This is a genomic window from Mesorhizobium loti (assembly GCF_013170705.1).
Taxonomy (GTDB): Bacteria; Pseudomonadota; Alphaproteobacteria; order Rhizobiales; family Rhizobiaceae; genus Mesorhizobium; species Mesorhizobium loti_D.
Map to the genome: position 1 here is coordinate 5,261,015 of NZ_CP033334.1, position 26,296 is coordinate 5,287,310.

Annotated in this window: 30 protein-coding genes; 13 read left to right on the forward strand and 17 right to left on the reverse strand. The window is 63.2% G+C overall.

The window, feature by feature from the left end:
- Positions 1 to 77: 77 nt before the first annotated feature.
- From EB815_RS25955 to EB815_RS25965, 3 genes are read right to left on the reverse strand one after another with little or no spacing between them, the layout of a single operon-like run.
- The gene (locus EB815_RS25955) at positions 78 to 1,223 is read right to left on the reverse strand and encodes a DSD1 family PLP-dependent enzyme (protein WP_056562960.1); all 1,146 of its coding nucleotides are present in this window, start codon (positions 1,221 to 1,223) and stop codon (positions 78 to 80) included.
- Entirely contained in the window at positions 1,220 to 2,497 is a 1,278-nt protein-coding gene (locus EB815_RS25960) for a D-arabinono-1,4-lactone oxidase (RefSeq protein WP_056562961.1), read from the reverse strand. The genes EB815_RS25955 and EB815_RS25960 overlap by 4 nt, the downstream gene beginning before the upstream one ends.
- An 11-nt stretch (positions 2,498 to 2,508) precedes the next feature.
- Positions 2,509 to 3,693 carry an MFS transporter gene (locus EB815_RS25965; protein ID WP_056562964.1) on the reverse strand — a complete coding sequence of 395 codons (1,185 nt, stop codon included), beginning with the start codon at positions 3,691 to 3,693 and terminating at the stop codon, positions 2,509 to 2,511.
- Positions 3,694 to 3,818: 125 nt separating this feature from the next.
- On the opposite strand from EB815_RS25965, the gene EB815_RS25970 reads away from it, so the two are divergent.
- The 7 genes from EB815_RS25970 to EB815_RS26000 all read left to right on the forward strand — a co-directional run bounded on the left by EB815_RS25970 (position 3,819) and on the right by EB815_RS26000 (position 10,607).
- Positions 3,819 to 4,445, forward strand: a complete 627-nt coding sequence (locus EB815_RS25970; protein WP_056562967.1) for a TetR/AcrR family transcriptional regulator — start codon at positions 3,819 to 3,821, stop codon at positions 4,443 to 4,445.
- Positions 4,446 to 4,652: 207 nt separating this feature from the next.
- Positions 4,653 to 4,949, forward strand: a complete 297-nt coding sequence (gene groES, locus EB815_RS25975; protein ID WP_010915433.1) for a co-chaperone GroES — start codon at positions 4,653 to 4,655, stop codon at positions 4,947 to 4,949.
- Between the two features lie 62 nt (positions 4,950 to 5,011).
- Positions 5,012 to 6,667 (forward strand): chaperonin GroEL, encoded by a 1,656-nt coding sequence (gene groL, locus EB815_RS25980; protein ID WP_065004977.1) that lies wholly within the window; start codon positions 5,012 to 5,014, stop codon positions 6,665 to 6,667.
- Positions 6,668 to 6,863: 196 nt separating this feature from the next.
- A complete protein-coding gene (locus EB815_RS25985; protein WP_162258864.1) occupies positions 6,864 to 7,148 on the forward strand; it encodes a hypothetical protein in 285 nt (94 codons plus the stop codon).
- A 347-nt stretch (positions 7,149 to 7,495) separates the two neighbouring features.
- Positions 7,496 to 9,568 carry a TadE/TadG family type IV pilus assembly protein gene (locus tag EB815_RS25990; protein ID WP_244493883.1) on the forward strand — a complete coding sequence of 691 codons (2,073 nt, stop codon included), beginning with the start codon at positions 7,496 to 7,498 and terminating at the stop codon, positions 9,566 to 9,568.
- The gene (locus EB815_RS25995; RefSeq protein WP_155772382.1) at positions 9,565 to 10,170 is read left to right on the forward strand and encodes a TadE/TadG family type IV pilus assembly protein; all 606 of its coding nucleotides are present in this window, start codon (positions 9,565 to 9,567) and stop codon (positions 10,168 to 10,170) included. The genes EB815_RS25990 and EB815_RS25995 overlap by 4 nt, the downstream gene beginning before the upstream one ends.
- Positions 10,167 to 10,607: a TadE/TadG family type IV pilus assembly protein gene (locus tag EB815_RS26000; RefSeq protein ID WP_065004976.1), complete on the forward strand. Its 441-nt coding sequence runs from the start codon at positions 10,167 to 10,169 to the stop codon at positions 10,605 to 10,607. The genes EB815_RS25995 and EB815_RS26000 overlap by 4 nt, the downstream gene beginning before the upstream one ends.
- Before the next feature lie 65 nt (positions 10,608 to 10,672).
- Here the strand turns inward: EB815_RS26000 and EB815_RS26005 are convergent, their stop codons facing one another.
- The 9 genes from EB815_RS26005 to EB815_RS26045 all read right to left on the reverse strand — a co-directional run bounded on the left by EB815_RS26005 (position 10,673) and on the right by EB815_RS26045 (position 16,301).
- The gene (locus EB815_RS26005; protein WP_056562976.1) at positions 10,673 to 11,284 is read right to left on the reverse strand and encodes a LysE family translocator; all 612 of its coding nucleotides are present in this window, start codon (positions 11,282 to 11,284) and stop codon (positions 10,673 to 10,675) included.
- Between the two features lie 102 nt (positions 11,285 to 11,386).
- A complete protein-coding gene (locus tag EB815_RS26010; protein ID WP_081294696.1) occupies positions 11,387 to 11,767 on the reverse strand; it encodes a YkgJ family cysteine cluster protein in 381 nt (126 codons plus the stop codon).
- 4 nt (positions 11,768 to 11,771) lie between these two features.
- On the reverse strand, positions 11,772 to 11,936 hold the full coding sequence (locus tag EB815_RS26015; protein ID WP_081294695.1) for a hypothetical protein: 165 nt from the start codon (positions 11,934 to 11,936) through the stop codon (positions 11,772 to 11,774).
- 1 nt (position 11,937) lies between these two features.
- Positions 11,938 to 12,345 carry a hypothetical protein gene (locus tag EB815_RS26020; protein ID WP_056562978.1) on the reverse strand — a complete coding sequence of 136 codons (408 nt, stop codon included), beginning with the start codon at positions 12,343 to 12,345 and terminating at the stop codon, positions 11,938 to 11,940.
- Positions 12,345 to 12,569: a hypothetical protein gene (locus tag EB815_RS26025; protein WP_056565493.1), complete on the reverse strand. Its 225-nt coding sequence runs from the start codon at positions 12,567 to 12,569 to the stop codon at positions 12,345 to 12,347. Before EB815_RS26025 ends, EB815_RS26020 begins: the two co-directional genes overlap by 1 nt.
- Before the next feature lie 358 nt (positions 12,570 to 12,927).
- Positions 12,928 to 13,137 carry a cold-shock protein gene (locus tag EB815_RS26030; RefSeq protein WP_010915421.1) on the reverse strand — a complete coding sequence of 70 codons (210 nt, stop codon included), beginning with the start codon at positions 13,135 to 13,137 and terminating at the stop codon, positions 12,928 to 12,930.
- 454 nt (positions 13,138 to 13,591) lie between these two features.
- Positions 13,592 to 13,915, reverse strand: a complete 324-nt coding sequence (locus EB815_RS26035) for a YciI family protein (RefSeq protein ID WP_056562981.1) — start codon at positions 13,913 to 13,915, stop codon at positions 13,592 to 13,594.
- A gap of 54 nt (positions 13,916 to 13,969) precedes the next feature.
- Positions 13,970 to 14,638: a glutathione S-transferase family protein gene (locus EB815_RS26040; protein ID WP_056562984.1), complete on the reverse strand. Its 669-nt coding sequence runs from the start codon at positions 14,636 to 14,638 to the stop codon at positions 13,970 to 13,972.
- A gap of 217 nt (positions 14,639 to 14,855) precedes the next feature.
- Positions 14,856 to 16,301: a patatin-like phospholipase family protein gene (locus EB815_RS26045; protein WP_081294694.1), complete on the reverse strand. Its 1,446-nt coding sequence runs from the start codon at positions 16,299 to 16,301 to the stop codon at positions 14,856 to 14,858.
- 162 nt (positions 16,302 to 16,463) lie between these two features.
- Between EB815_RS26045 and EB815_RS26050 the strand changes: the two genes are divergently transcribed.
- Positions 16,464 to 16,643, forward strand: coding sequence for a CsbD family protein (locus EB815_RS26050; RefSeq protein ID WP_056562987.1), 180 nt, complete (start codon positions 16,464 to 16,466; stop codon positions 16,641 to 16,643).
- A 48-nt stretch (positions 16,644 to 16,691) separates the two neighbouring features.
- Here EB815_RS26050 and EB815_RS26055 read toward each other — a convergent pair whose 3' ends face one another.
- Together EB815_RS26055 and EB815_RS26060 are read right to left on the reverse strand one after the other, a co-directional pair.
- Entirely contained in the window at positions 16,692 to 17,825 is a 1,134-nt protein-coding gene (locus tag EB815_RS26055) for a metallophosphoesterase (RefSeq protein WP_065004975.1), read from the reverse strand.
- 222 nt (positions 17,826 to 18,047) lie between these two features.
- Positions 18,048 to 18,671 carry a TetR/AcrR family transcriptional regulator gene (locus tag EB815_RS26060; RefSeq protein WP_056562993.1) on the reverse strand — a complete coding sequence of 208 codons (624 nt, stop codon included), beginning with the start codon at positions 18,669 to 18,671 and terminating at the stop codon, positions 18,048 to 18,050.
- A 148-nt stretch (positions 18,672 to 18,819) separates the two neighbouring features.
- Here EB815_RS26060 and EB815_RS26065 point away from each other — a divergent pair, with 148 nt between their 5' ends.
- Positions 18,820 to 19,602: an NIPSNAP family protein gene (locus EB815_RS26065; RefSeq protein ID WP_056562996.1), complete on the forward strand. Its 783-nt coding sequence runs from the start codon at positions 18,820 to 18,822 to the stop codon at positions 19,600 to 19,602.
- Here EB815_RS26065 and EB815_RS26070 read toward each other — a convergent pair.
- Both EB815_RS26070 and choX read right to left on the reverse strand, forming a co-directional pair.
- The gene (locus EB815_RS26070; RefSeq protein ID WP_056562998.1) at positions 19,599 to 20,429 is read right to left on the reverse strand and encodes an alpha/beta fold hydrolase; all 831 of its coding nucleotides are present in this window, start codon (positions 20,427 to 20,429) and stop codon (positions 19,599 to 19,601) included. The two genes, EB815_RS26065 and EB815_RS26070, sit on opposite strands and share 4 nt — an antisense overlap.
- The gene (choX, locus tag EB815_RS26075; RefSeq protein ID WP_056563001.1) at positions 20,426 to 21,364 is read right to left on the reverse strand and encodes a choline ABC transporter substrate-binding protein; all 939 of its coding nucleotides are present in this window, start codon (positions 21,362 to 21,364) and stop codon (positions 20,426 to 20,428) included. The genes EB815_RS26070 and choX overlap by 4 nt, the downstream gene beginning before the upstream one ends.
- Positions 21,365 to 21,445: 81 nt before the next feature.
- Between choX and betI the strand changes: the two genes are divergently transcribed.
- Positions 21,446 to 22,084 carry a choline-binding transcriptional repressor BetI gene (betI, locus tag EB815_RS26080; RefSeq protein WP_081294693.1) on the forward strand — a complete coding sequence of 213 codons (639 nt, stop codon included), beginning with the start codon at positions 21,446 to 21,448 and terminating at the stop codon, positions 22,082 to 22,084.
- Positions 22,085 to 22,138: 54 nt separating this feature from the next.
- Here the strand turns inward: betI and EB815_RS26085 are convergent, their stop codons facing one another.
- Positions 22,139 to 23,074 carry a glycosyl transferase family 90 gene (locus tag EB815_RS26085; RefSeq protein WP_056563006.1) on the reverse strand — a complete coding sequence of 312 codons (936 nt, stop codon included), beginning with the start codon at positions 23,072 to 23,074 and terminating at the stop codon, positions 22,139 to 22,141.
- A gap of 223 nt (positions 23,075 to 23,297) precedes the next feature.
- Here EB815_RS26085 and EB815_RS26090 point away from each other — a divergent pair, with 223 nt between their 5' ends.
- The 3 genes from EB815_RS26090 (at position 23,298) to EB815_RS26100 (ending at position 26,197) form a co-directional block, all read left to right on the forward strand.
- Positions 23,298 to 24,071, forward strand: a complete 774-nt coding sequence (locus EB815_RS26090; protein ID WP_056563009.1) for an SDR family NAD(P)-dependent oxidoreductase — start codon at positions 23,298 to 23,300, stop codon at positions 24,069 to 24,071.
- 128 nt (positions 24,072 to 24,199) lie between these two features.
- Positions 24,200 to 25,597, forward strand: a complete 1,398-nt coding sequence (gene fumC, locus EB815_RS26095; protein WP_056565502.1) for a class II fumarate hydratase — start codon at positions 24,200 to 24,202, stop codon at positions 25,595 to 25,597.
- A gap of 177 nt (positions 25,598 to 25,774) precedes the next feature.
- The gene (locus EB815_RS26100) at positions 25,775 to 26,197 is read left to right on the forward strand and encodes a DoxX family protein (protein WP_056563013.1); all 423 of its coding nucleotides are present in this window, start codon (positions 25,775 to 25,777) and stop codon (positions 26,195 to 26,197) included.
- Positions 26,198 to 26,296 lie beyond the last annotated feature (99 nt).

Genomic DNA, 26,296 nt, shown 5'->3' on the forward strand with positions numbered 1-26,296 from the left:
CTTCGCTCCTTGGTCCGCCCTAGAATGAGGACATCGCGGGGGGGCCGGAGCGCCAATCATGACCGCAGTGGCGCCCCTCACATCATCGGCAACACCGGCCAGCGATCAACGATCCTGCCGCCGGAAAGCACGGCGATCGGCCCGAATTGCTGCAGCACGGCCTCGCTTTGCGTCGGCCGCAGGAACGCATGGTCGCCGGGCATCACAGCAGCGTCGGCCGGCAGGCCCATGAATTGCTGGTTGGAGGACAGGCCGAGCAAACCGTTCGTCTTCATGCCTTCGGGAAATACCGGCTCGGCCATCCACTTGCCGCCATAGAGATAGCAGCCCTTGCGCGGAAACCGGCCAAGCGCCTGCAAGAGGCGGGAGACGGCGGGCGGGCCTGGCAGCATTGGTTCGACCACTTTCAGGATCGGCGTCGCGATGAAAGCCGCCGGTTGGAAACCTTCGAGACCGGGCGTGTCGAAATCGCCGGGCAGCACGAAGGCCGAGCCCATCGACACCTCATTGGCAATGCCGCGGTGATGAAGCAGCGCGGTCTTGCTGCCGCCAATGTTGAGGATGCTTCGCTGGTCGGCGCCCAGGCGCGCCAAAAAATCGGCGGCCTGCTCCGAGGCCCGCGCCAACGCCCTGCCCGGCCCGCCGAACAGGCCGGGAATGTGCGGTGCGTGCGCCTCATAGGCCATGACGCCTTCGCAGCGCAGCCCTTTGTGGGCCGGCAGCATCTTCAATGCCCGCGACAAGGCCTCCGATGTGGCAAACCCGCCGCGATGCAGGCCGACATCGATCTCGAAGGCGATACGCAGTTCGATAGCGAGCTCGGCGGTCAGCGCGCCATATTCCGCCAGTCTTTCGTCGCTGTCGATCAGCCAGCAGACACGCGACCAGTCGGCGTCGCCCTTCACCAGCGCCGCTCTCGCCGCGCTGACCGGCATCGGCTTGCCGTACAGCAGATCCGCATGCGGGAACGCGCTCAGCACCGCCGCGCTGATCGGCGGATGGAAGGTCATGAAGCGATCGGTTCCAAGCGTCTTGCCGATATGCGAAAGCAGCGGCAGGCAAGCGAGCGACTTGTCGACCAGCCGCACGGCAAGGCCGGGATCAAGCCTGGCCTTCACCAGGGCGATGTTGCCGTCCAGCCGGTCGCGATCCAGCACCAGACAGGGCTGGAAAATACCGGCCTGCTCCAGCGCCTGCGAAAGATTGGCGAAATAGGCGCTCATGGTTCGATGCCGAACAAGCCGGCCATGTAGGGCGAGACGAAACGGTTTTGCGGATCGATGTCGCGGCGCACCGCCATGGCATCGTCCCAGCGCGGATAGAGCTTCCTGAAGTCCGCCGCCTTCAGGCTGTGCATCTTGCCCCAGTGCGGCCTGCCGCCATATCTGCGCAAGACCGGCTCGGCCGCCTGCATGAACGGCAACGGATCGTTCGCCGCGTCATGGTGGATGGCGATCGAGCAGGTCGGCCTGTCGTAGAAGGGCGAGAGCCAGAACTGATCAGCCGCGACGCTGCGCACCTCCATCGGGAAATAGACCTCGGGAAAGCGCTTCTCGGTCAACTCGATGATTTCGGCCAGCGCCTTCGGTCCTTCCTCGAACGGAAGGTGATATTCCATCTCGTTGAATTTGGTCTGCCGGTCGCTGGCATAGACATTGAGCCAGTCCTGCACATAGTCCTCGGCCCGCACCTTGGCGACGGCACCCTGGATCAGCCGGCGGCGCAGCGACGGCAGCCTGGCGAGCCCGGTGCGCAGCCGGCGCAGTGTCCTCAGTCCGGCCTCGTCATCCTCGGTCGGGCGCGCGCTGGTCGCCGCGTCGCTCAAGTCGCTGGCGATGAACTGCGCATAGCCGGAGAACGGGATGTAGTAGAATTCGGCCGACCGATGCGCGGTCATCATCGTTTCGAAATCGCGCAGCATGTCGGCGACCGGCAGCACCCATTTGCGGCGGCGCAGCCGGTAGGTCGCAATGTTGTTCAGCGTCACTTCGCTCATGATCCCGAAGGCACCGAGCGAGACGCCGATGGCGTGGATCGTGTCTTGATCCCCTGCCCTGGTGAATTCACGAACATTGCCAAGGCCGTCGACGATCTGCACCGTCTCCAATTGCGTGTGATAGGCGCCGAGCGTCGGTCCCGAACCATGGGTAGCGGTCCCGAGCGCCCCGCCTATCGCCTGTCGGTCGATGTCGCCCATATTGGGCAGGCCCTGGCCGATATCCTGCAGGATGTGCATGAGCGAACCAAGCCGTGTCCCCGCCCGCACACGCGCCTGATGCTTTTCAGCGTCGTGCGAGACCAACCCCTCCAGTTTCTCCAGGGACAGGATGGTGCCTAGCGATTTCACCAGCGGGGTAAAGGAGTGACCGGCACCGACGACGCGGATCGGGCCGGGTGCGGTGCGAATGAGATCACCAACTTCACCGGCTTCGGCGGGGCTGGCGATCAGCCGCGGTTCGGCGGTGACATAGCCCGACCAGTTGCTCCAGCTGGACATATTACCCCCGATCAGGCAACCGCGCGGCGGCGCCGCGAGACAAGGACGAACAGGCCAAGCAGCAGCACGCTGGCCAGGGCACTGCCGACAGCGAATTCCGGAACCGGGCGAAAATCCTTGCCGTCGATGAGCAGCGACGCCGCGACCGGCCCGATCGCCAGACCGAGGAGCTGCGCGGCCGGCACCAAGAGCACGGCCGTGCGTGTCTCGTCCGCCGTGATCGTCAGCCTGATCTGATAGGGCACGATGAACAGGAGAATAAAACCCATGACCAGGGCGGCGCCCCAGAAGATCGGGAGACCAGGTCCGCTGGCGAGGATGAGCGAGGCGACAAGTGCGACGGTGCCAATCGCCGCTATGGCAAGGCGATAGTCGATGCGGGCCTCGAACACGGTCGCGGTCATCGCGCCCAGGACCTGCATCGCCAGGCTGGCCGAGACGATCAGGCCAACGGTGCGGCCGTCGATGCCGAATTGGGCGCCAAGCGGCTCCAGAAAGGCCCATATCGAGCCGAAGAACATGAAGTAGCAGAAGATGCACAACAACGCCGTGATCGAAGGAACCGTCAGCACATTGGCCAGATCCTCGTCCTTGGGCAGGTCGGCATAGTCGGAGGGAACCGTGAAGGCGACCACCAGCGACAGGATGCAGACGACCGCCAGAGCGAGGAAGCCGCCGACCGACCCGGCCGCTGGAATGACATAGAGCGCCAGCAGCAGGGCAAGAGGGCATTGCGCCAGCGTCTGCATGGTGACGAAATAGCCGCCGATGCGCTCGGCCCGGCGCGAGCGGGCGATCAGTTCGGTGGCGACCGCGACAAGGCCGCCTTCGGCAAGGCCGGCCACGGCGCGGGCCGCCATCAACATGTTGGCGCCGGCGGCATAGGCGGTCCAGACATTCGCCAGCGCCAGCAGGAGCAGAAGCGCCGCACTTTTCCAGCGCATGTTGCGGGCCGAGAGCAGCGTCGCAACGATCGCCGAACCGATCGCGATGGCGATCAGCTCGGCGGTGGCGACCAGTGCCAGTTCATCGCCGCTGACATGGCCCTCTGTGTAGAGGGCGCCGAGCAAAACCGGCTGCATACCGAGAATGAGCAGACCGACCGATCCGATCCACAGGGCAGAGGCAAGCTGCCTGCCGGTCGGGTTGCCGACCAGCCAGTCGCCGCTTCCGGTATGCAGGTCACCAGATGTCAAAGGCGCCTCCCAACGTCCTTGCCGCACGGCAAAAAAGCTGACACTCTGTCAGCATTTTCAAGACCTGATACTTGATCATATTTCTTGTCAACCAGAATTTGGCAGTTCGAGCGAAAGACCGGTGCATGACACAAGCAAGGCGAACAGCGACCGAACCGAGGCGCCAGCCGAAGCAGGAGCGCAGCCGCGAGCGCATCGACGCCATCCTGTCGACGACCATGAAGCTGATCGGCGAGAAGGGCATCGATGCCGTCACCATGAAGGAGGTCGGCATGCTGGCGGGCGGGCCGATCGCCACCGTCTACCACTATTTCCCCAACAAGTCGGCGATCCTGGCGATGCTCTATGAGCGGTTTTCGGAGATCAGCCGCGCGCGACTGGCTGATATCATCGCCGATGTCCGCGAAGCCAAGGACGTCATCGTCGCGGCCGACCGCCTGCTTGACGATTATCTGAGCCGCGTCGCCGGCGACCCAGCCATCCAGGATCTGCAGAACGCCATCCAGGCCGACAAGGCGCTCAAGAATCTCGACATCGCCGAAACTCGGCGCCAGGCCAGGATGTTCTGCGACCATGTCATCGGCTTGATCGAGCCGCCGAAGCACGAGCAGTTCGAACGCATCGTTCTGTTGATCTTCCAGCTCGCCGGCGGCGTGGTGCGCCTGGCACTTGCGGAGGGCGAAGCGGAAAGCCGCCGCACCATCGAGGATTACCGGTCGATCATCCACACCCAGTTGCGGCTGTTTCTTTAGCGGAGCGGCGACCGGGATTTTTCGGCACCGCCGGTCAGCGCCAGAAAAAATTCCCGTGATTGCCCCTTCCCGTGCGCCTTGACTCTCGCAGGCCGTCAGCCTATTTCAGCGCCACGTTAGCACTCGCCATTGGTGAGTGCTAACCGTATGTCCGGCTTCGCCGGACGGAGGAACTGTTTCTCACCGTTCTCATTCGAGGAAGAAAAAATGGCAAAGTCGAAGTTCCGCCCGCTTCATGACCGCGTGGTCGTTCGCCGGGTCGAATCCGAATCCAAGACCGCCGGCGGGATCATCATCCCGGATACGGCGAAGGAAAAGCCGCAGGAAGGCGAGATCATCGCCGTCGGCTCCGGCGCCCGCGACGAAAGCGGCAAGCTGGTGCCCCTGGACGTCAAGGCCGGCGACCGCATCCTGTTCGGCAAGTGGTCGGGCACCGAAGTCAAGCTCAATGGCGAAGACCTTCTGATCATGAAGGAATCCGACATCATGGGCATCATCGGCTGATTATCGGCCTCACCGTCAACTGAATTCCGGGCTTACCCCAAGCCCCTGCCAGGAGCTTAAAAATGGCTGCCAAAGACGTAAAATTCTCCCGTGATGCCCGCGAGCGCATGCTGCGCGGCGTCAACATCCTCGCCGACGCGGTGAAGGTGACCCTCGGCCCCAAGGGCCGCAACGTCGTCATCGACAAGTCGTTCGGCGCCCCGCGCATCACCAAGGACGGCGTCACCGTCGCCAAGGAAATCGAGCTTGAGGACAAGTTCGAGAACATGGGCGCGCAGATGGTCCGTGAGGTCGCCTCGAAGACCAACGACATCGCCGGCGACGGCACCACGACCGCGACCGTTCTGGCGCAGTCGATCGTCCAGGAAGGCCACAAGGCGGTTGCCGCCGGCATGAACCCGATGGACCTGAAGCGCGGCATCGATCTCGCCGTCACCGAAGTCGTCGCGGCTCTCGGCAAGGCTGCCAAGAAGATCAAGACCTCCGAGGAAGTTGCCCAGGTCGGCACGATCTCGGCGAACGGCGACGAGTCGGTCGGCAAGATGATCGCGGAAGCGATGCAGAAGGTCGGCAACGAAGGCGTCATCACCGTCGAGGAGGCCAAGACCGCCGAGACCGAACTCGAAGTCGTCGAAGGCATGCAGTTCGACCGCGGCTATCTCTCGCCCTACTTCGTCACCAACGCGGACAAGATGGTTGCCGATCTCGAGGACGCCTACATCCTGCTCCACGAGAAGAAGCTCTCCAACCTGCAGGCCATGCTGCCGGTTCTCGAAGCCGTCGTGCAGACCTCGAAGCCGCTGCTCATCATCTCGGAAGACGTCGAAGGCGAGGCTCTGGCCACGCTCGTCGTCAACAAGCTGCGTGGCGGCCTGAAGATCGCCGCCGTCAAGGCGCCGGGCTTCGGTGATCGCCGCAAGGCCATGCTGGAAGACATCGCCATCCTCACCGGTGGCCAGGTCATCTCGGAAGACCTCGGCATCAAGCTCGAGAATGTCGGCCTCAACATGCTCGGCCGCGCCAAGAAGGTGTCGATCTCCAAGGAGAACACCACCATCGTCGACGGCGCCGGCAAGAAGGCCGAGATCCAGGGCCGCGTTGCCCAGATCAAGCAGCAGATCGAAGAGACCACCTCGGACTATGACAAGGAGAAGCTGCAGGAACGTCTCGCCAAGCTGGCGGGCGGCGTTGCGGTGATCCGCGTCGGCGGTGCGACGGAAGTGGAAGTCAAGGAAAAGAAGGACCGCGTTGATGACGCCCTGAACGCGACCCGCGCGGCCGTGGAAGAAGGCATCGTCGCCGGCGGTGGCGTGGCCCTGCTGCGCGCTTCGGCCAACATCAAGGCTACCGGCGCCAATGCCGACCAGGCTGCTGGCATCAACATCGTGCGTCGCGCGCTGCAGGCTCCGGCCCGCCAGATCGCCTCGAACGCCGGTGCGGAAGCTTCGATCGTTGCCGGCAAGATCCTTGAGAACAAGGGCGCGACCTTCGGCTACAACGCCCAGTCGGGCGAGTATGGCGACATGATCGCCATGGGCATCGTCGACCCGGTCAAGGTCGTGCGCACCGCTCTCCAGGACGCGGCTTCGGTCGCCGGCCTGCTCGTCACCACCGAAGCCATGATCGCGGAGGCTCCGAAGAAGGAGTCGGCTGGCGGCGGCATGCCTGGCGGCATGGGCGGCGGCGGCATGGGCGGCATGGGCGGCATGGACTTCTAAGAAGTCCATAAAGCACGCCCATCAACTAACATTGCTCAAGCCCGCTTGCGGGCTTGAGTGGCGGCATGGACTTCTAAGGAGTCCATAAAGCACGCCCATCAACTAACATTGCTCAAGCCCGCTTGCGGGCTTGAGTGGCGGCATGGACTTCTAATCCAGCCTACCTGGCGTATGTATGCGGAAAGGGGCGGCAGCGATGCCGCCCTTTTTGTTGTGCGGTTGGCCTGGCCGGCGCGATCGGGCAGCCAAGCGAAAACTCATCGTCCTCCAGCATCCGGGCCACGGACTGATAGATGTGGTGGACCGCGACTGCCGGATTATTTTCCGGGGCCAGTTGAGCGCCCAAGCGCTCCGTCACCTCGGCCACGCTGGCGCGCGTCACCTCGACGACCAGTTGGTCCTTGCCGCCCGGGAAATGGAAATAGAGCGAGCCTCGGGTGCGGCGCTGGCGCTTAAAATGTCGTTCAGCGACGTGCCGTGATAGCCGCCGCCGCTTCGATCATCCGAGTGCGTGTATCAGGAACCGGGCCACGACAAATACGTGGAAGCCGATCGGCGAAGCCGCGCTGCTCGCCGCATCAGGGGTGCGACACGACAATCCGCGGCATGGCGTGATGGCGAAGATGCGCCGCCTTGCGCGGCCACACCTGCCATCAATGAGAACGGTTGACTATTTATCTGTCTTTTTCATCAATAAAATCAGTCACTTCCATCAAATTTCCGTGGTCCGGCAAAAACTGTCGGACAATATTTTTTAACACATTCGCGATTACCAAAGGGCAAGCGCAAGGCGAAGTCGCTCGAGCGTGTGGTGTCGGGTAACCAGCGATGCATTTTTTCCGGCGATTTTTGTGGAACCGCGACGGCAACATCCTGATCATTTCGGCACTGGTGATGCCGGTCTTGATCGGCATGGCGGCGCTGGTGACCGAATATGGCGCCGCGCTGGTCCAGCAGGCCGACAATCAGCGCGTTGCCGACCTCTCGGCCTATGCGGGCGCGCTCGCCTACAATGCCAACAAGTCCACCGACCAGATGACTGCCACAGCTGTCGGCGTCGCGGTGCTTAACGGCGTCGACGCCGCCAATGTCCAGGTCAGCCTGGTTGCCTCCCCCAGGACAACCGGCGTCAACGCCGTTTCGGTGTCGATCAACACTTACAGGACCCTGTTCCTGGCACGCGTCCTGAACGATCGCCAGCAGTTGCAGATCTACGCCAATTCGGTGGCCGAGGTCGGCGCTCAACCACAGACACCCGGATGCATGCTCGCGCTTGACGGCACGCAGACCGGCGTGACGCTGAGCGGCGGCACCTCGATCTCGGCGCCGAAATGCACCGTCTCCTCCAACAACACCGTGACCGTCCCTTGCGGCACCAGCATTTCGGCAATCGGCGTCAACTACAATTCCGCCGCGGCTCCAAGCCAGCCCTGCAATGGCATCACCGGCCCAAACGGGGCGGCCGCGGTGATCACCAAGAAATCGACTCCCGACCCGCTGGCCGGCAATGCCGCGGTCACGGCCGCCGTGGCCCGCTTTTCAACCGTGGCCGCACTGTCGGCGACGACCGCCCCTTCCGCTCCGACCAATACGACCGGCACCAACATCGACTTCGCGTGGGACCAGACCGCGACGATGAACGCTGCTGCTGCCGCTGGCTGTACCGCGTCCTGGTCGCAGCCGACCTGGACGTTCAGTTGTGGCAGCAAAACGACCATCAATCTGGGGACCGTCACTATTGGCGGCGGCATCAACCTGAACTTCGCCCTGAACGGTGCGGCAACGACCACCTATAATTTCGCCGGCGATTTCACCACCAGCGCCACGACGAATTTCGGTCCCGGAATCTACAATTTCACCAAGACCCTGACGACGGCGGGAACGACCACTTTCAAGACCGGCACTTACAATTTCGGCAAGCAGGTGACCACCGGTGGAACAACGACCTTTGGTGCCGGCACTTTCAACTTCACCAAGGGGTTGACCACCGGCGGCGGTGCCACCACAACCTTTGGCGCCGGCACTTTCAAGATTGGCCGCAGCGACACCGCCTGCAGCGGCTCCGGGCAGGTCAGCATCTGCAATACCTCCACCTTGACCTTTGGCGGACCGAGCGTTTTCGAACTGCCCGGCGGCTATACCAACACCGGCGGCTCGACACTCGTCTTCGGCTCGGGTACGACCAATTCCTACAAGATCGGCCCCGGCAGCAACGGCGATGCCATCACGATCGGCGGCGGGTCCACCACGATCATGGCCGATGCGACCGGCGCGAGCAGCGTCTTCCAGGTCGTCGGCAATGTGAATGGCGGTGGCGGCGGCAGCTGCTTTGTCGTCAGCGCCGCGGCACAACACGACATCTCAGGCAACTTCATCGGCTCGGGCGCCATCCTGCTTGGCGCCGGCGTCTATACCGTGGACGGCTATTTCGCGCTTGGCGGCAATGGCGGCGGCAGCGCCAACTGCAACGGCAGCACCATCAGCGTCAGCGGCGCCAGTGTGACGCTTGTGCTGTCGGGCAAGGCAAAGTCCAGTTCGGGAAGTTGCAACGGCTATGTCTTCTGCGTCGCCGCCGGCTACAGCAACATCGTGCTCACCGCACCGCAGTCGGGAGCAACGGCGAAGCTGGCGGTTATCGGTCCGACGGCGACCACAAACACCGGCGGCGCGACATTCGCCGAAGGCGGCTCCAACGCCCAGATATCAGGTGCATTCTATTTTCCCTATGGCCCGATCGTCATGAATGGCGGCTCGAGCGTGCTGGGATCGAAGACCGACTCGAGCAAGTGCCTGCAGATGATCGGCTCGCGCATCACGCTATCAGGCGGCACCGCGGCCGCTTCGGAATGCATCGCCGCCCCGAGCACCAGTGCCAGCAGCAAGGTGAGCCTCGTGCAATGAGAAATCCGTCACGCCTTGGCCTCAGCCTGCTCGCCGGCATCGCTCATTCATTCACGGACTTCCTTCGGCGTCAGAAAGCAGGCGTATCGGCGGTCGAGTTCGCGCTCGTCACTCCGGTGCTGCTCGTGATCCTGGCGGGAACCGTCGACATAGGCGGCTCACTGAAGGCCAAGTTCGAACTGAGCTCGGCGGTCTCGGCCGGTTCGAACTATGCGCTGCTCAATGGCGACAAGGTCAACTCCTCCGGCGGCAGCGCGCTGGCCGGCAACATCGCCACGGTGGTAACGAGCGGCCTGAGCGGCAATGCCGGCAACATTCAGGTCGTCATCAACAACGGCCCGACGATCGCGTATGACGCCAGCACGTCCAAGGCGACCCAGAGCGGCACGGCCGCGAATGCGGATCTCTGCTACTGCCCGGGCAATTCCGGGACTGTCGCCTGGAGCGCTCCGGTCGCATGCGCCAGCATCTGCAGTGCCGGCGGGATCGCCGGAAAATTCGTGACGATCGCGGCCAGCAAGCCCTACACGCCGCTTTTTGGCGGCTTCGGCATCGTCACCAACGGCAATATCACCGTCAACTCGGTGGTGCAGCCGCAATGAGCCGTTCTCGGTCATTCCTGCGCGACAGATCCGGCGCCAACGCCGTCGAGTTCGCGCTGCTGTCGGTGCCGTTGCTGATGGTGTTGATGGGCACGTTCGAGTTCGGTCGCATGTACTGGGCGCAGCACGTGCTGAATGAGATCGCCGCCGCGGGGGCGCGTTGCGTCGGCGTGCTGCAGAGCGGATGCACGCAGAACGGCGCTTACAACGCCGCCAGCGCCATCAGCTATATCAGCGACAGGGCGGCAGCCGACGGCATTGTCCTGAGCACGGCCAACATCACCGTCAGCAACAACACCACCTGCTCGGGTCTGTCCGGCTTTTCGAGCGTCCAGGTCTCCTACACGTTCGCGACCGTGCTGCCGGCCTTCCTCACCTCGCTGGCGAATGGCCCCGACCTCAGCGCCAAGGCTTGCTTCCCAAATCAGGGCGCCTGATGCAGTGCGCCTATAAGCGATCTCGGTTTTGAGAGGGCGGCACGCATGGGAACAAGGGCCTGGAGCTAGCGATCGGCAAGGGCCAGCTTGGCGCCGAGCATGACAAAGGCGCCCGCGAACGTCCTGCGCATCCAGGTCAGCACCATCGGCCGCGACACGACATGGCTGCGGATCGAGGCGGCGAAGATGCCGTAGCCGACGAAAACCACGAAGGTCAGAAGCATGAAGACGGCGCTGAGTTCCAGCATCCTCGACAGCGCGTTGGGCTCGGTGGTGCTGACGAATTGCGGCAGGAAGGCGAAGAAGAAGATCGACAGCTTCGGATTGAGCACGTTGACCAGGATGCCGGTGGCGATCACCTTGCCGGCCGAGCGCGGCGCGACATTATCCTCGACGCTCAAGCCGCCCTTCTCCTTCAGCGTGTTCCAAGCCATGTAGATGAGATAGGCGACGCCTAGATATTTCAGCGTTTCGAAAGCAACCGCGCTGGTGTGCAGCAACGCCGCAAGCCCGGTGATGGCGGCCGCCATGTGCGGGATGATGCCGAGCGTGCAGCCGAAGGCCGCAATGATCGAGGCCCGCGCACCGCGCGAAAGTCCGGCGCTCAGCGTGTAGAGAACGCCGGTGCCGGGCGAAGCCACGACGATCAGCGACGTCAACAGGAATTCGATGCTCACGATGGTTCCTCCACGGCCCTGCCCGGCCGGGAACGTACCGGGCCAACGGGCGCCGCACAAGCGGAGGCGATTTGCGCAATCCCCGTTTGGGTAGATCGGTAGCTACACCGGCAATCCGATCGCCCGGCGCGCCATCAGGCATTCCGCGTCGCCAGGCATGCAGGCGCGACAGACATCCGGACGCAATTCGTAGATGCCGCATGCGGTCGACTTGCCGATTTCGCCCGACAAGGCCGAACAGCGCACGCCCTCGCAGCGCATGCCCGACAGGTCGGCCGCTACATATTGCTCAGGGATGCGGTCGAGCTGCGCGTCATCCTCGGTCGAAAAGCGCGGCCATTCGGCTGAATATGAACAGCACGCGCCACAGCTCTGACAATCGAAGACAGAAGCGGTTTCGCGTCGCGACGACGAAAGTCTCGCGGCAGCGACCAGGGCGAACAGCCCTGGCGTGGCAGAATTGCGATCGGCGTCCTGCGGCAAGGCGCTATTTCTTCTTACCTGTCTTGCGCGCCGGCGCTTCAGCGGGCGACTTGAACAGATCGGTCGCGGCTTCGCCAGCTTCGCTGGCTTTCGCGGCAACCGGCTTGGCCGGCTTTGCAGCGGGAGCCGGCGTTGCCGGCTGATCCTTGGCGGAAAATTTAATGGCCATGTCAGTCCTCGTCGGCGAAACGCGATGATGGTGCGCGCGGATTGCGCAAGCGGCCGATCAGCGCCGAAACCGCCGTGATGTTCATTTCCTCGGGCGACCAGTTCCTGGCTTCCGCTATGTGATGCGGCGCCAGTTCACGATGCGTGCTGCCGCTGTAGGCGGCATCCTGGTAGGTCACCCGCTCCTGGGTCTTTTTGTCCTCGCGGACATATTCGATCAGGTAGTTCGGGGCTTCGGCACGGCCGCGCACGCCAACGCGTACCTGGGCGTCGCCATGGGCGCGCTTGCAGCGTTCGAGTTTTTCCAGCACGCGCCGGACGTATTCGACCGGCTTGTCCAGGGTTTCGACCATGTCGGCAATGGTCGCATCGGCCGCGATCGGCGTCGGCGGTACGCGCTTGGTGGCCATCAGCGTTTTCCGGCTCGTTTCGGCTGCACCGCGAGTGCTGCCGCCGCCGCCATCTCGTCGGCTTCCTTTTCGAGGCGCAGCTCGCGCAAACGGGCGGTCTTGGCTTCCCGCGCCTCGCTTACGGCATCGCGTTCGGACATGATGCGGTTGAGCGACATTGACTGGGTTTGCGTCCTGCTGAACAGCGACACCGCCGGATCGGCGGTCTTCGAATGGGCGGTCAAGATCTTTCTCCTGTCAGGAGCCTGATGCCGATAGGACGAGACCGGCTCTTCGGTCAGGGCCACGCACGAAGCAACACGGCATTGGGGCAATAGGGCAGCGGATTCAAATTGCTGAGGCGTTCCATAGCACGTTCAGCCCGACGCGCAGCGCATTTTCGGCGGCAACAGGCGTAAAATGAAAAAGGCCAGGCACCGCCTGACCTCCCCAGGAGTACCGCACATCCAGATGGATGCACAGGAACACTCCTTCATGCGCATGATCTGCCTTGGAATCTCAGGTTTCCAAGGCCATGCGCCTAAATTCGCCCATCACCGGTGCCAGTACATCCGTGGTCACCGGGAGGGCTGAATTCTTTCTTCAGGCCGCCTTCAACTGGTCGGCGGACATCTTGCCCGACTTGTTGTCGCGGACCATCTCGTAGCCGAGCTTCTGGCCCTCGACGATGTCGCGCATGCCGGCACGCTCTACGGCCGAGATGTGGACAAAAACGTCGGCCGAGCCGTCGTCAGGCTGAATAAAACCAAAACCTTTGGTGGCGTTGAACCATTTAACTGTGCCGGTGCTCATAAACGAACCCTTTCCATGGCAAATATTCGTTAATCGCGGTGCGAATGCACAACGATTTTTGTCTCGATTTTTGATGGGGAAGTTCGTCAAAAGCGCGCATGCATGCGCGGATAACAAAAGTCAGTCAAACAAATATCGACATATTTCTTATAGGCTTCTTTTGGCGCCGAGTCAATTTCTGGTTTTCCCTTGGCCTGAATTCAACCTGCGATTGCCAAGACTTGGAGCCTCAACTGGCGAAATGGCCTAAAAGACAAGGTCCCCTCCAAAAAAACGCACCACACCCGGAACCAATTTCACGCCGACGCATTTCAACCGTGTCAGCAACTTTAGAGAGCAATCTCGGGAAAGCTGACAAAAGGACGCCTCCCGCGCGATAACAGGTGCGAGGGGCGTTCTTGTATGTGCCAGTTCTTGTATGTGCCAAGAAGCCGAAGCCGGGCCGCGAGCCTGGCTATATAATGGCACTGATCAGCGGCAGGATCTCGTAGTGGAAGCCGCGGCCAGAGCGCGACACCGGATCACCATCGATCACGGCTCTCGCCTCGGCTTCGCTCCCGACACGCAGGATCAACAGGCCCCAGGGGCCGGCCGGGTCGGCGACCGGGCCAGCCACGACCATGGTACCCTCGCGAAGCTTGCCGCGCAGGTAGTCGGCATGCCGGCCCATCAGCTCCCTTTCTTCCTCGGTCATGGTGATGGCGAAATCCGGTCGAGGCGGGATCAGCCGGCAGTGAAAGATCAATGGCACCGTGAGCTGTCCGTCGTTGCTGGCCATCGGTACTCCTCCAAAACCCCGTCAATCGACCGTTGGTGTTCCGCCTCGATTGACCTATTCGTCCGGCCCCGGTTCCGGCCAGGGTTCCTTCGCCGCTTCCGCGTACCAGTGCCGCATCGCCGGCATGGCCAGCACGGCGTCGACATAGGCCCTGGTGTCGGGCGCGAGTTCGCCGCCATAGGTGTCGAAGCGGGTGACGACCGGCGCGTACATGGCATCGGCCGCGGTGAAATGGCCGAACAGGAAGGGGCCGCCCTTGCCGTATTTTTCGCGACACGTGCGCCAGATGGCCTCGATGCGGGCGCGCTGCACTTCCCCTTCGGCGTCGAGCGTCTTATGGCCCTTGGGCCGGCGCAGATTCATCGGCCAGCCATAACGGACCTCGCGAAAGCCGGAATGCATCTCGGTGGCCACCGAGCGGGCCAAGGCCCGGGCGCCGATATCGTCGGGCCAGATCCCTCTGTCCGAAAACAGGTCGGCAAGATATTCAAGAATGGCAAGGGTTTCCCAGACGACCCTGTCCCCGCCCTGCGACGGCTTGTGTTCCAAGACGGGGACCTGTCCGGTCGGCGAAACCTTGGCAAGATTGGCAAAGGTCTCGGGCGTCCGCAGGCGCACGAAGCTCTCCTCGAACGGGATCTCCAGATGCTTCATCGCCACCCATGGCCTGAGCGACCAGGAGGAGAAGCATTTGTTGCCGATGTAGAGCGTGAATTCAGCCAAGGCGATTTCCCCCAATTTTCATCACTCTAGAGCAATTCCAGGAAAGGTGTGTAACGGTTTTCCCGGGAAAAGCGCATAGCGCTTTCCCTTGGGAATTGCGTCCAAACAAAGAGTTAGAGCAGTTCGGCGTTTCCGTGAAACGATGAACTGCTCCAGCACGGAGTGCACTGGCAGCAAAGCGTGTCGGCAGCCTTGCGGCCTTCACCCGGTGATGAACTCAGTTTGCCTGTGCAGCCAATTGCGCCCCAGGCGAAACACCGGCGCGGGCGCGGATCGCGGCGACGGCGCTGGCAATATCGGCATTGACGCGCAGCGCCTCACGTCCGGCTTCTATAGTGAGATCGACCTCTTCGACCGGCAGCTTCAGCCTTGTCGGTATTGCGTTGAGCCTGATTTGCGCCGCCGGATCGAGGTCGGCGAAAGACAGGTGCTGCACCACAAGCCGGACGTCGCGGCAATTCCAGCCGCCCGTCGAGCCTCGATAGGCGGCCACCGTCGAGGCCGGCAAGGCGCAGCGGTAGCGCACCAACTCCTCCTTCCACTGCGAGACGGCCAGGGTCAGGGCATCGAATTCGTCGCGCACCGAGGAAGAAAGCGTGGTGCTGGTCACGGCGTCGAGCAGTTCCGAGGCCTTTGGTCCATGGAGTGATTTCGCCCAACTCACATCCCTGTTGCTGCCCGCATCGGCGACGATGAAGATCAGCGTCGTCAGGCGGACAGCTGCCGAAGGCGACAGCGGCCCATAGGGCGTGCCGGCGGCCGAGCGCTCGAGCGAAAAGCCGGTGACGCCGATATTGTCGGTCAAGCCGCCGTCGAGCAGCTTCACATAGTCGAGCGGATCGGCGTTCTGGTAGGAATCGAGCGCGCTGGCGTAGGCCTTAAGCCTGAGCGAGGCATTGCGGTCGGCAAGCGCCCGGCTCAGCCACAACGGCTTGCGGTAGCCGCAATCGGGCTTGGTGGCGGCGACCACGATCGGGGCGAAGACGATGGGCACGGCGGCGGAGGCGGCAACCGCATCGGCCAGCCGCACCTTGTCGAGGTCGCTGCACAGCGCCGCGAAGGTGTCGTAGGTGAACATGAACGGCGTACGGTTGTAGATATCGGACGCGTTGACCCAGACGATCGGCCGGTCCGGCTTGCGGAATGCCTCGAAGGTCGCGCCATCGAAAAGATGGTCGTTCAGCCATTTGGCGAAGCCGCTGCGGTCATTGACGCCGCCATAATAGGCGCGCACGAGATTGACCGGCGACACCGATGTCCTGAGATCGGCTTCCGCGTCCTGGATCAGGAAGCGCTGGCGAAAATCCTGGTAGCCGTCCTTGCCCTTGTAGCCGAAATAGGCCGCCGCGATGGCGCCGCCGGACGCTCCGGAAATCATCCTGATGTCGTCTACCAGCGTACGGCGATATGGCCGCTCGTCGATGACGATGTCGTCCAGGGCCCGCAGCACGCCATAGGAGAAGGCAGCCGCCCTGGTGCCCCCGCCGGAAAAGGCGAGGCCGACCACGGTCGAACCATCGTCGGCCGGATCAGGGATGAAGGTCGGTGAAGGGTGGCCTGCTTCAGATGTCAGGAGGTTGATCGGTCCGACATCGTCGGCAATGCAACCTGCCACCAGCAGGGAGACAGCGACCGCCAAGGCAAGGCGAAACAGAAAACGCATAGAACTCCCCCGGCGGCCCGTAGGCTGGTCCCGCGCAGACGGTAGCCGCATTGCCTCGCCAGAGGCAACCAGTTGTCTGCCCCCGCGGGCCTGCGGAACCTAAGCAGGGCTGGCTCGTTTGCCTTTCGCGAGTGAAAATCCCGAAATCCCAGGAGATGCGAAATGGTGAACAGGGATCAGGTCGCCGGCATGGCCAGGCAGGTCAAGGGCTCGATCAAGCAAGCAGCCGGCAAGGCCACCGGCAACTGGCAGGCCCAGGCCGAAGGCATGGCCGACAAGGTCACGGGCAAGGTGCAGAAGGCCTATGGCGACGTGAAGGACAAGGTCAGGAAGGCGTTTTGATTCCGCATCGGGAAGGTCGGAAAAGGCGGCGGCCCGGGGCCGCCTTTTTCATGTGCTCCAGCCCTTGCTGAAAGCGTTGGTGAAAGCGATCTCGCCGTGGTCGTCGGTCGCCTCGCCCAGCACCACGTCCATGCCATCGCTGGTCACCCTGGCCAGAGCGAAACCTCCCATATAGGCAGCCTTTGGCTTGAACAGGTTGAGCCCGTCACGACGGTAGATCAGCGAGGTCTCGTGCTGATGGCCGTGGAAGATGGCAATGACATTGTACCCCTTCAGCACTGCCACCAGCGCCTGTCTGTCGGCCTCGCCCCACCAGTGCGGCGCACCGGCGCCGTCATCGTCATAGGTCCGCTTGGCGGGATCCCACCGCTCCGTCGAAAATGTGTCCCAGCCATAGTGCTGGAACAGGATGACGGGACGGCCATCCGCCGCGTAGGTCGCCAGATCCTGCTTGAGCCATGGCAGGCTGCTATCGGCACCATGGCCGGTATCGCCGGCGAAACGATGCGTCTGGACGAGATGCAGGCCACCCCAATCCCACGAATAGCAGTCAGTCTCGACATCGTAGTCGGTGGCCGGCACGGGCGGCTTGAAGAACACGCCGGCGCGATGGTTGACTTCGACATAGTCACGCAGTTCGCGCCGGTACCAGTCGACATGATGCGGCGGACCGTTCTGGTCGAGATCGTGGTTGCCGAGCCCGATATAGACCGGCATGTGAACGCGATCCGGGCCGACCCCTTGGCTGTAGCGCTGGCTGAATTGAAGCAGCTGCGTACCCTCGCTCGGCTGGGTGATCTGGCCGCCGCCGTCGTCGGTGATGTCACCGCCGATGACAAGGCCGAACGGCATGCCGATCCGGCGGCCCGCTGAACGCAAGCGGGTGGCGACGCCATCGATCTCGTCCGGCCAGTCCTTGTCGCCAATGGCATTCAGTGCCGCGACATTGCGCAACAGCGCGGCGTCGGTCTTGCCTTCCTGCAGGCAGTTGGGGCTCAGGCCGCTTGCCATGCGGCAGGCATGGACATCGGCGATGAACAGGAAGGTGGCGTCGATGGGCTGGATGCGCTGCCCGGTCTGGCTGAGCGCCGGGCGTGAAAGCGCGCCGGCCGCGGCAAGACCCGCGGCCTGCACCAGAAAGCCGCGTCGTGAAAGCAATACAGGGGAATGGCGAGTCATCATGCCGGAATTTCAGCACAAGCGGCGTCCGTCCGTCCAGTTTCGGCAGTATCGCCACTTGCCTTGAGCATCGACATCGCAATGAACGTCTGCCACTTCTACCTGCGCTTGCATCCTCAAGAAACTGGTGGCGTGAAGAACGCGCTTGCCGGCATGGCATTGGCGGTTCTGCTGTCTGCAAGTGTTGCGCTTGCCAGTCCATCGCCGCGAAGCGGTGCACCCGCCTTAGATGGTGCCATGCCGCCGCAGCACCCTGCTACGTCGCCTCCCGCCCGGCGACGGTGCGACCTGGGAGGCGCCGCGCTCCAAAGCCGCAAGGCAGTCGCGCAACGGGCCGGCGTCCTGCGCCGTCTTGGCCATCGACATGGCGCCGGAATAGGTGGCGATGGCAAGTGCGGCAAAATGCTGGGGATCGGTGCCCTGCTCCCTGCCCTCCCGCTGGTCGGCGCTGACCTTGTCGGCGATCGCCTGACGCCATGCCGCAAAAATGCCGGCAAGGGCAGCGCGCAGATCGGGATCGGCAAGCGACAGTTCGTGCGCCAGATTGTTGAGCGGACAGCCCCGCACGAAACCCTGCTGGTCCAGTTCCGCCGCCACGGCCTCAAACACGGCCCGCACCCCGTCGCGCGCCGAAGCCGCCGCCTTGACCGGCGCGATCCATGTCTGCTCGACCGCCGCCGCCACGCGCTCCTCGATCACTGCCAGGGCAAGCGCCTTCTTGGTCGGGAAATGGTGATGCAACGCGCCGCCGCTGACCCCTGCCGTCGCCATCAGGTCACCCAGGCTGGAAGCATGATAGCCGCGTGCCTGAAACACGACCTCGGCCACATCGAGGACTTTTCTGCGCATGCCCTCCGGGTCGTTGACGCGCTTTCCAGGCCGGGGGCCTGATCGGGTGATTATCTCTTCTGACATTGCCGGACCATAGCATGTTGACAAAACAGGACAACCGGTCTGTTTATAAACAGGATGATCATCCTGTTTATGGAGACTGCCGATGAATCCGCGCCTCGACCTTCCCGTGAAAGTGCTCGCCTCGCCCATCGTCGAGTTGAGGCAATACACATTGAAGCCAGGGCAGCGTGAAACGCTGATTGCTCTTTTCGACCGGGAGTTCGTCGAGAGCCAGGAGGCGACTGGCATGACCATCATCGGCCAGTTTCGCGACCTGGACCGTCCCGACATGTTCGTCTGGCTGCGCGGCTTCGAAAGCATGGACACCCGCAAGGAGGCCCTGGCCACCTTTTACGGCGGGTCGGTCTGGGCGGCACATCGTGACGTGGCCAATGCGACGATGATCGATTCCGACGACGTGTTGCTGCTGAAGCCGGCGTGGCCGGGCGCCGCCTTCGACCTTTCGGGCACGCAGCGCGCCGCCTCGACAACGGGCGAAAAGCCGATTCAAAACAAGCCCCTGGCTGGCATTGTTGCCATCCGGATTCATCATCTGCGACCAGGGGCGGAGACCGACTTCGCCAGCCGCTTCAAGGCCGAGGCGGTACCGATGATGAAGGCGCCAGGCGTCCGCCTCCTCGCCGCTTTTGTCACGGAGCATGCCGAAAACAGCTTTCCGCGCCTGCCGGTGCGGACGAGCGAAAACGTTTTCATTTCCGTAACCGGCTTCCACGGCAGCGAGGCGCATGCCCGCCATGAAGCCGCCTTGGCCGCGTCGCCGAACTGGCGGGCCTTCTGGCAGGCGGCCGAGCTCGACCTGACCAAGCCAACGGAGACTTTGCGGCTGTCGCCTACTTCGCGGTCGTTGGTCGGGCCGAGCCTCTAGGCTCCCAATGCCTCGATGATGGCCCCGGCGACAAAGGCCGGATCCTCCCAATGCGGGTTGTGGCCACACGCTTCGGCACGCAGGAGTCTTGCCCCCGCCAGGCTGCGCAACAGCGCCTCCTGGTGCGCCTCGCCGAACAGCGGGTCGCACGCACCGGCGATGATCAGCGTTCGGGTCCGCACTGCCTGTGCCGCGCTGGTCAGGTCGGCCGGGCATATCTCTTCCAGAATGGCGCGCCAGCGCGCCGCGGGCATCGCCGATGCGTCTTTCGCCAGGCCGGCTAGGAACGGCTGGGGTACATCGGGCCGGCAGGCATGCCACCAGTCATAGAACGGATCGGCCGGCGATATCGGGTCACGCAGGGCCTGAACACCCGCGACAAGCGGATGATCGTGTGCGAAATCGGGCTTCAACGTGCCTGCCATGACCACCAGCCCCCCTGGGAGCTCGGCGTATCGCGCAGCCAGAGCGACGGCCACCATGGCGCCCAGCGAATGGCCGACCACAACGGGCCGATGGAGCCGCAAATGCCGGATCAGGCCCGCAATATCATCGGCGAAGTCGGTAATGCCGCAACCCTTGCCCGCTGGCGAAGCGCCATGGCCGCGCAGGTCGGGCATGATCAGCCGCCGGCCGGCCAGGTGCGGCGCCAGCAGCGAAAAGCTGCGGCTGGTGTCGGTGAAGCCATGCACCAGAACCAGCGCCGGCTCGGCGCCCGATATCTCGACGTAGGCGATCTCGAGGCCGCCGGGATTGACGAATTGCTTGCGACCGGCCCAGGAGTCCTGCTCCGCGGCCGGTGTCGCCTTCGGTTCGACCGCCGTCACAGGCCGAGCTTCTCCTTGACCGCGGCAAGGCCGGGCTTGCCGTCGAAGGTGGTGACGCCGGCGAGCCAGGCGTCGAGGCGGTCCTTGTTCAGCGTGATCGCCTTCAGTGCCCCGTCCTCCGGCTTCATGCCGTCATTGATCAGGTAGCCCATTCCGACATTCTCGAAATCAATGTCGAAGACGAGATTCTTCAGGAACTGCGCGACATTGGGGCATTGCTGCAGATAGCCCTTGCGCACCTGCGTCGTCACCGTCGCGGCGCCGAAGTTCGGGCCAAAGAACTTGTCGCCACCGGTCAGATATTTGAAATCGTACATGGTGTTCATCGGATGCGGGGCCCAGCCCTGAAAGACGATGAACTGCTTCTCCTTGATCTCATAGCCGACCTCCGAGAGCATACCCGCTTCGCTCGACTCGACCACGTGCCAGCCGTCAAGGCCGAAGGCCGGATCGGCGATGGCGTCCATCATCAATTGATTGGATCCGGGTTCGATGCCGTACATTTTCTTGCCGAACTTGTCGGCGAATTTGTGCAGGTCGGAAACGTCCTTGACCCCGGCCTCCCAGACATAAGTCGGTACGGCGAAGGTGTATTTGGCGCCGACAAGATTGACGCGGACATTCTCGATCGAGCCGTCCTTCTTGTAGGGCTCGTAATAGGTGACCATCGCCGGATCCCAGTAACCCATGAACAGGTCGAGATCCCTGTTTTTCATGCCCTCGTAGATGACGTTGATGCCGAGCACTTCGCTCTGCGACTGGTAACCCAGCGCATGCAGCAGGACGTTGGCCACTCCTGTGGTGAAGGCGAGATCGTTCCAGCCAGGCTCGGCCATGCGAACGGTCTTGCACTCTTCTGCCTCTGCCGCCCGGGCCGCTTGAGACGCCAGCACCAAAGCGGCAAGGCACACGCCATTTGCAAGGGCTCGCAACATTTCGGTTCTCCTCTTGTCCTAAATTGACCGGCTGGTCTTTTTATTGTCCCACTGGTCAATAGTTGATCTAGACGGACGAAGATGTCAACGTGGATTCGCAATGCCTGGATCGAACCCGTGAAACTCAAGCGTCTCGGTGACATACGCCGCAAGGAGTTGCGGCAAGCCGCTTTCGCGGTACTGGAGCGCGAAGGCATTGCCGGCGCGACTTTGGAAAAGGTTGCCGCCCATGCCGGCGCCTCCAAGGGCATCGTGCTGCATTATTTCCGCAACAAGCAGGAATTGTTCGAACATGCGATGCGGGAAGCAAACGCCGTGCTGCGCGACGCTGTGGTCGCCCGGCTTCGCCAGGCGCGCACGCCAAGGGAACGCCTTGATGCGGTGATCGATGGCAATTTCGAGGAGCATCTGTTCCAACCATCGCTTTGCCATGCCTGGCTTTCGCTCTGCGCCGAGGTGCCGCGCGACGAGAAGCTGGCGCGGATCCAGAAGGTGCTTCACGCGCGCATGCGCTCGAACCTGTTGTCCGGCCTGCACGGCCTCACCTCCCCCAAGGTTGCCGATGACATCGCGCTTGGCGTCACCTCACTGATCGACGGGCTTTGGCTGCGGCTCGGCCTGGAGCCGGGCAGCGTGTCGCGCGAACAGGCTATCCGCCAGGTCAAGGATTTCGTTGCCGCGCGGCTGGCCATGTACCAGCCTGCGACCGTCAACGCGTAGGCCGGCCCCGGCCTACGGCCAGGCCGAATTCCATGCCGAATGAACGGCCCGCCGTCAGGGCGGCCAGCCGGTCGCGCGCTTGCGCCGCTCAAGGCCGGATTTCAGATTGCCACCGGCGGCGGCGTGATCCTTCAGGAGCCTCGCCCAGGCCGCCACCGCTGCCGCCCGCGTCAGGCGGGTCCGGGCGAAATCCTGCGCCTCCGCGGCTATCTCGGCCTCCAGTTTCGGATTGGCGCGCAGCCACTCTATGCGTTCGGCCAGATCGGACAGGTCGCGCGCCACCGGGACATAGTGGCGAAACGGTTCGATATCGTCGAAGAACCACTCGCGCCACGGCCGATCCTGCAACAGCACGACCCGCTTGGTGTGGAGCAACATCTTGAAGCGGCCACTGTAGCCCGCGCCCTCGATATCGATCATGTACCTGTAGGTGGCGACCTGGTCTTCCATTGTCTTGAAAGTCGCGGAATACCGATTGATGTTGGTGTTGTAGTTCGGCTCGGTGTCGTAGGCCTCAAGCAGATCCGGCCGCGCCTTTGCAATCTCGACTATCGCCTGGCGAGCATGGTTCATGCAGCGCCCCGCCCAGAACAATCTGTCATCGCGCGGCGGCTCTTCCGAGGCGGCAGCCATCGCCCGCGTCTTCCGGTCGTAATCGTCGAACTTCGCGTCCGGCCAGCCATCGAAAACGAAATCAGGCGCGGCCACCTCGCCATAGCCGTCGGCTTGAGAGAAGGCAAAGCGCGTGCGGAAATAGCGATGCCTTCTGCGCGACGGCGTGTCGCCGAGCAGCATATAGAAGGGCGGCAGGCTTTCGACATCCAGGGACGCCAATGCCTCGGCGATCAAGGTCAGGACCTGCACGTGCCGCTCAAGCCAGGCAGCGCGGGAGCGCACCTTGAGCGTCCCGCCTTCGAAACGGCAGTGGATCTCGCCGCGATTGAGCCCAGGCAGAAAGCGCCTGCCAACCTCGACGACATCGACAGCCATGGGAAGCGCTCTCGGTCCGTTCTTGAGTGGTGCCATTTTCAAAAAGACGCTCGCCGCAGCCTGTTTTCGATCAACGCGGCTATCCCTTTGGCGCGGCGGATGCAAGGGCGGACAATCCCGGCGTTGGCACCTGACGAAGTTCATACCGTGCGATAGGCCCGCGGCTTGACCTGGGCCGCGACCATGCGGTGCTCTGGCCTGACCCATGACTTCGGAGCGCCAGATGAGGCTTCAAGACAAGCATGCGCTGGTGACCGGCGGCTCGGACGGCATCGGCCTGGCAATCGCCGAGGCGTTTCTGCGCGACGGCGCCGATGTCCTGATCGTCGGCCGCGACGCCGGCAAACTCGAAACCGCGCGCGACAAACTGGCGGCTGCCGGTCCAAGGAGAACCGTGGAGACGTTGTCGGCCGACCTTGCCACAAGCCGCGGCATCGCAGCGGTTGCCGAACACGTGAAAGCTTCCGGCCGGCCGCTCGACGTTCTCGTCAACAATGCCGGTGTCGCCTATCTCGTGCCATTCGAGACTGTCAGCGAGGCGCAGTTCCAGCACTCCTTCGCGCTCAATGTGACAGCCGCGTTCTTCCTTACCCAGGGACTGCTGCGGCATTTCGGTGCCGGCGCCTCCGTCATCAACATCTCCTCCTATTTCGCCAACAAGATGATCCCGAAGCGGCCGTCCAGCCTCTACTCCCTGTCCAAGGGCGCGTTGAACTCGCTGACCAGATCGCTTGCCTTCGAGCTCGGCCCGCGCGGCATCCGCGTCAACGCCATCGCGCCCGGCACGGTCGACACCGCCATGCGACGCAAGACCGTCGACAACCTGCCAGCCGCGGCAAAGGCGGAGCTGACGGCCTATGTCGAACGTAGCTATCCGCTGGGTCGCATCGGCCGGCCCGGGGACCTTGCCGGGATGGCGGTCTATCTCGCCAGCGACGAGGCTGGGTGGACCAGCGGCGGGATCTTCCCGGTGGATGGGGGCTATACGGCGGGATGAGAGCGCGAGAAGAGGGGAAATGCACTCATCTTCAACCGATTTGCATCCGCGCCACCCGCAATCTCCGCTTGAAGGCCATTGTGCAACGCGATACGCCCTTGCCCAAATCGACAGACCGGAGACTTGCCGTGAGCACGCCAAAGACCAGAACCGAAACCGATACGTTCGGCCCCATCGAGGTTGCAGCCGACCGCTATTGGGGCGCGCAGGCGCAGCGTTCCCTGGGCAATTTCAAGATCGGCTGGGAAAAGCAGCCGGCTTCGATCGTGCGCGCGCTCGGCATCGTCAAGCGCGCCGCGGCGGAAGCCAACATGGAGCTGAAGCGGCTCGATCCGGCGATCGGCAAGCCGATCATCGCGGCCGCGCAAGAGGTCATCGACGGCAAGCTCAACGACCATTTCCCGCTGGTGGTCTGGCAGACCGGCTCCGGCACCCAGTCCAACATGAACGCCAACGAGGTGATCTCCAACCGGGCGATCGAGATGCTCGGCGGCGTGATGGGATCGAAGAAGCCGGTGCATCCCAACGACCACGTCAATATGAGCCAGTCGTCGAACGACACCTATCCGACGGCCATGCACATTGCCTGCGCCGAGCGCATCGTGCACGATTTGCTGCCGGCGCTGAAGCACCTGCACAAGGCGCTGGACGCCAAGGCCAAGGCCTTCAATCACATCATCAAGATCGGCCGCACGCACACGCAGGATGCTACTCCCCTCACCCTCGGCCAGGAATTTTCCGGCTATGCGGCGCAGGTCGCCTCCTCGATCAAGCGCATCGAAATGACGCTGCCCGGCCTGCAGGAACTGGCGCAGGGCGGCACCGCCGTCGGCACCGGGCTCAATGCGCCTGTCGGCTTCGCCGAGCGGGTGGCTGATCGCATCGCCGCCATCACCGGCATCGCCTTCGTCACCGCGCCGAACAAGTTCGAGGCGCTTGCCGCCCACGATTCCATGGTGTTCTCGCACGGCGCCATCAACGCGGCCGCCGCCGCGCTGTTCAAGATCGCCAACGACATCCGCTTCCTCGGCTCCGGCCCACGCTCTGGGCTTGGCGAATTGTCGCTGCCGGAGAACGAGCCCGGCTCCTCGATCATGCCCGGCAAGGTCAACCCGACGCAGTGCGAAGCGATGACACAGGTCTGCGTGCAGGTGTTCGGCAACAACGCCGCGGTGACCTTCGCCGGCAGCCAGGGCCATTTCGAACTCAACGTCTACAATCCGCTGATGGCCTACAACTTCCTGCAGTCGGTGCAGCTCCTCGCCGACGCGTCGGTTTCCTTCACCGACAATTGCGTCGTCGGCATCGAGGCCCGCGAGGACAACATCAAGGCGGCGCTCGACCGCTCACTGATGCTGGTGACGGCGCTGGCCCCGACCATCGGCTACGACAACGCCGCCAAGATCGCCAAGACGGCGCACAAGAAGGGCACCACGCTGCGCGAGGAAGCACTGGCCACCGGGCTGGTCAGCGAGGCTGACTACGACCGGCTGGTCCGGCCGGAGGACATGACGCATCCGGGATAAGCTGTTTTCGGCGGGAGAATTTACTCCCGTCGCGGCACCGTTCGACACGAATTTCGCGCTTCTTGCCCGATCACGGAAATGTACAGGCTGTGAACAATGTGTCGCCACATAGGCGGCTTTGGTGAACAGTCTGCATCGTCTATCTCTTGGGTCATTCAACCCATTCGGAGAGCCACCATGTCCATCAACACTTCCGCCGCCGGCGCCGGCACCGCATCCAACGCCTCTACCACGATCCTTGTCGGCCGCGTCCTTTTGTCGATCCTGTTCATCCTTTCCGGCTTTGCCAAGCTGACTGCGATTTCCGCCACCGCGCAGTGGTTCGGCAGCATTGGCCTGCCGTTGCCGACAGCTGCCGCCGTGGGTTCCGGCCTGCTCGAATTCTTTGGCGGCCTCGCCATCCTGGTCGGCTTCCAGACCCGCATCGTGGCGATCGCGCTCGCAATCTTCACGCTCGCCGCGACCGCCGTCGCGCATCTCAACTTCGGCGACCAGATGCAGTTGCTGATGCTGCAGAAGAACCTCGGCCTGACCGGCGGCTTCCTGCTTCTGGCAGTGCTCGGCGCTGGCGCCTATTCGATCGACGCCAAACGCGGCTGAAACCTCCCAAGGGCCTGGCCAAAAGCGGCGCGGAATTTTCCGTGCCGCTTTTTCGTTGTCTGGAATAGGCAGTTCGGTTTCGGCTCTGGCTTCGCAGGC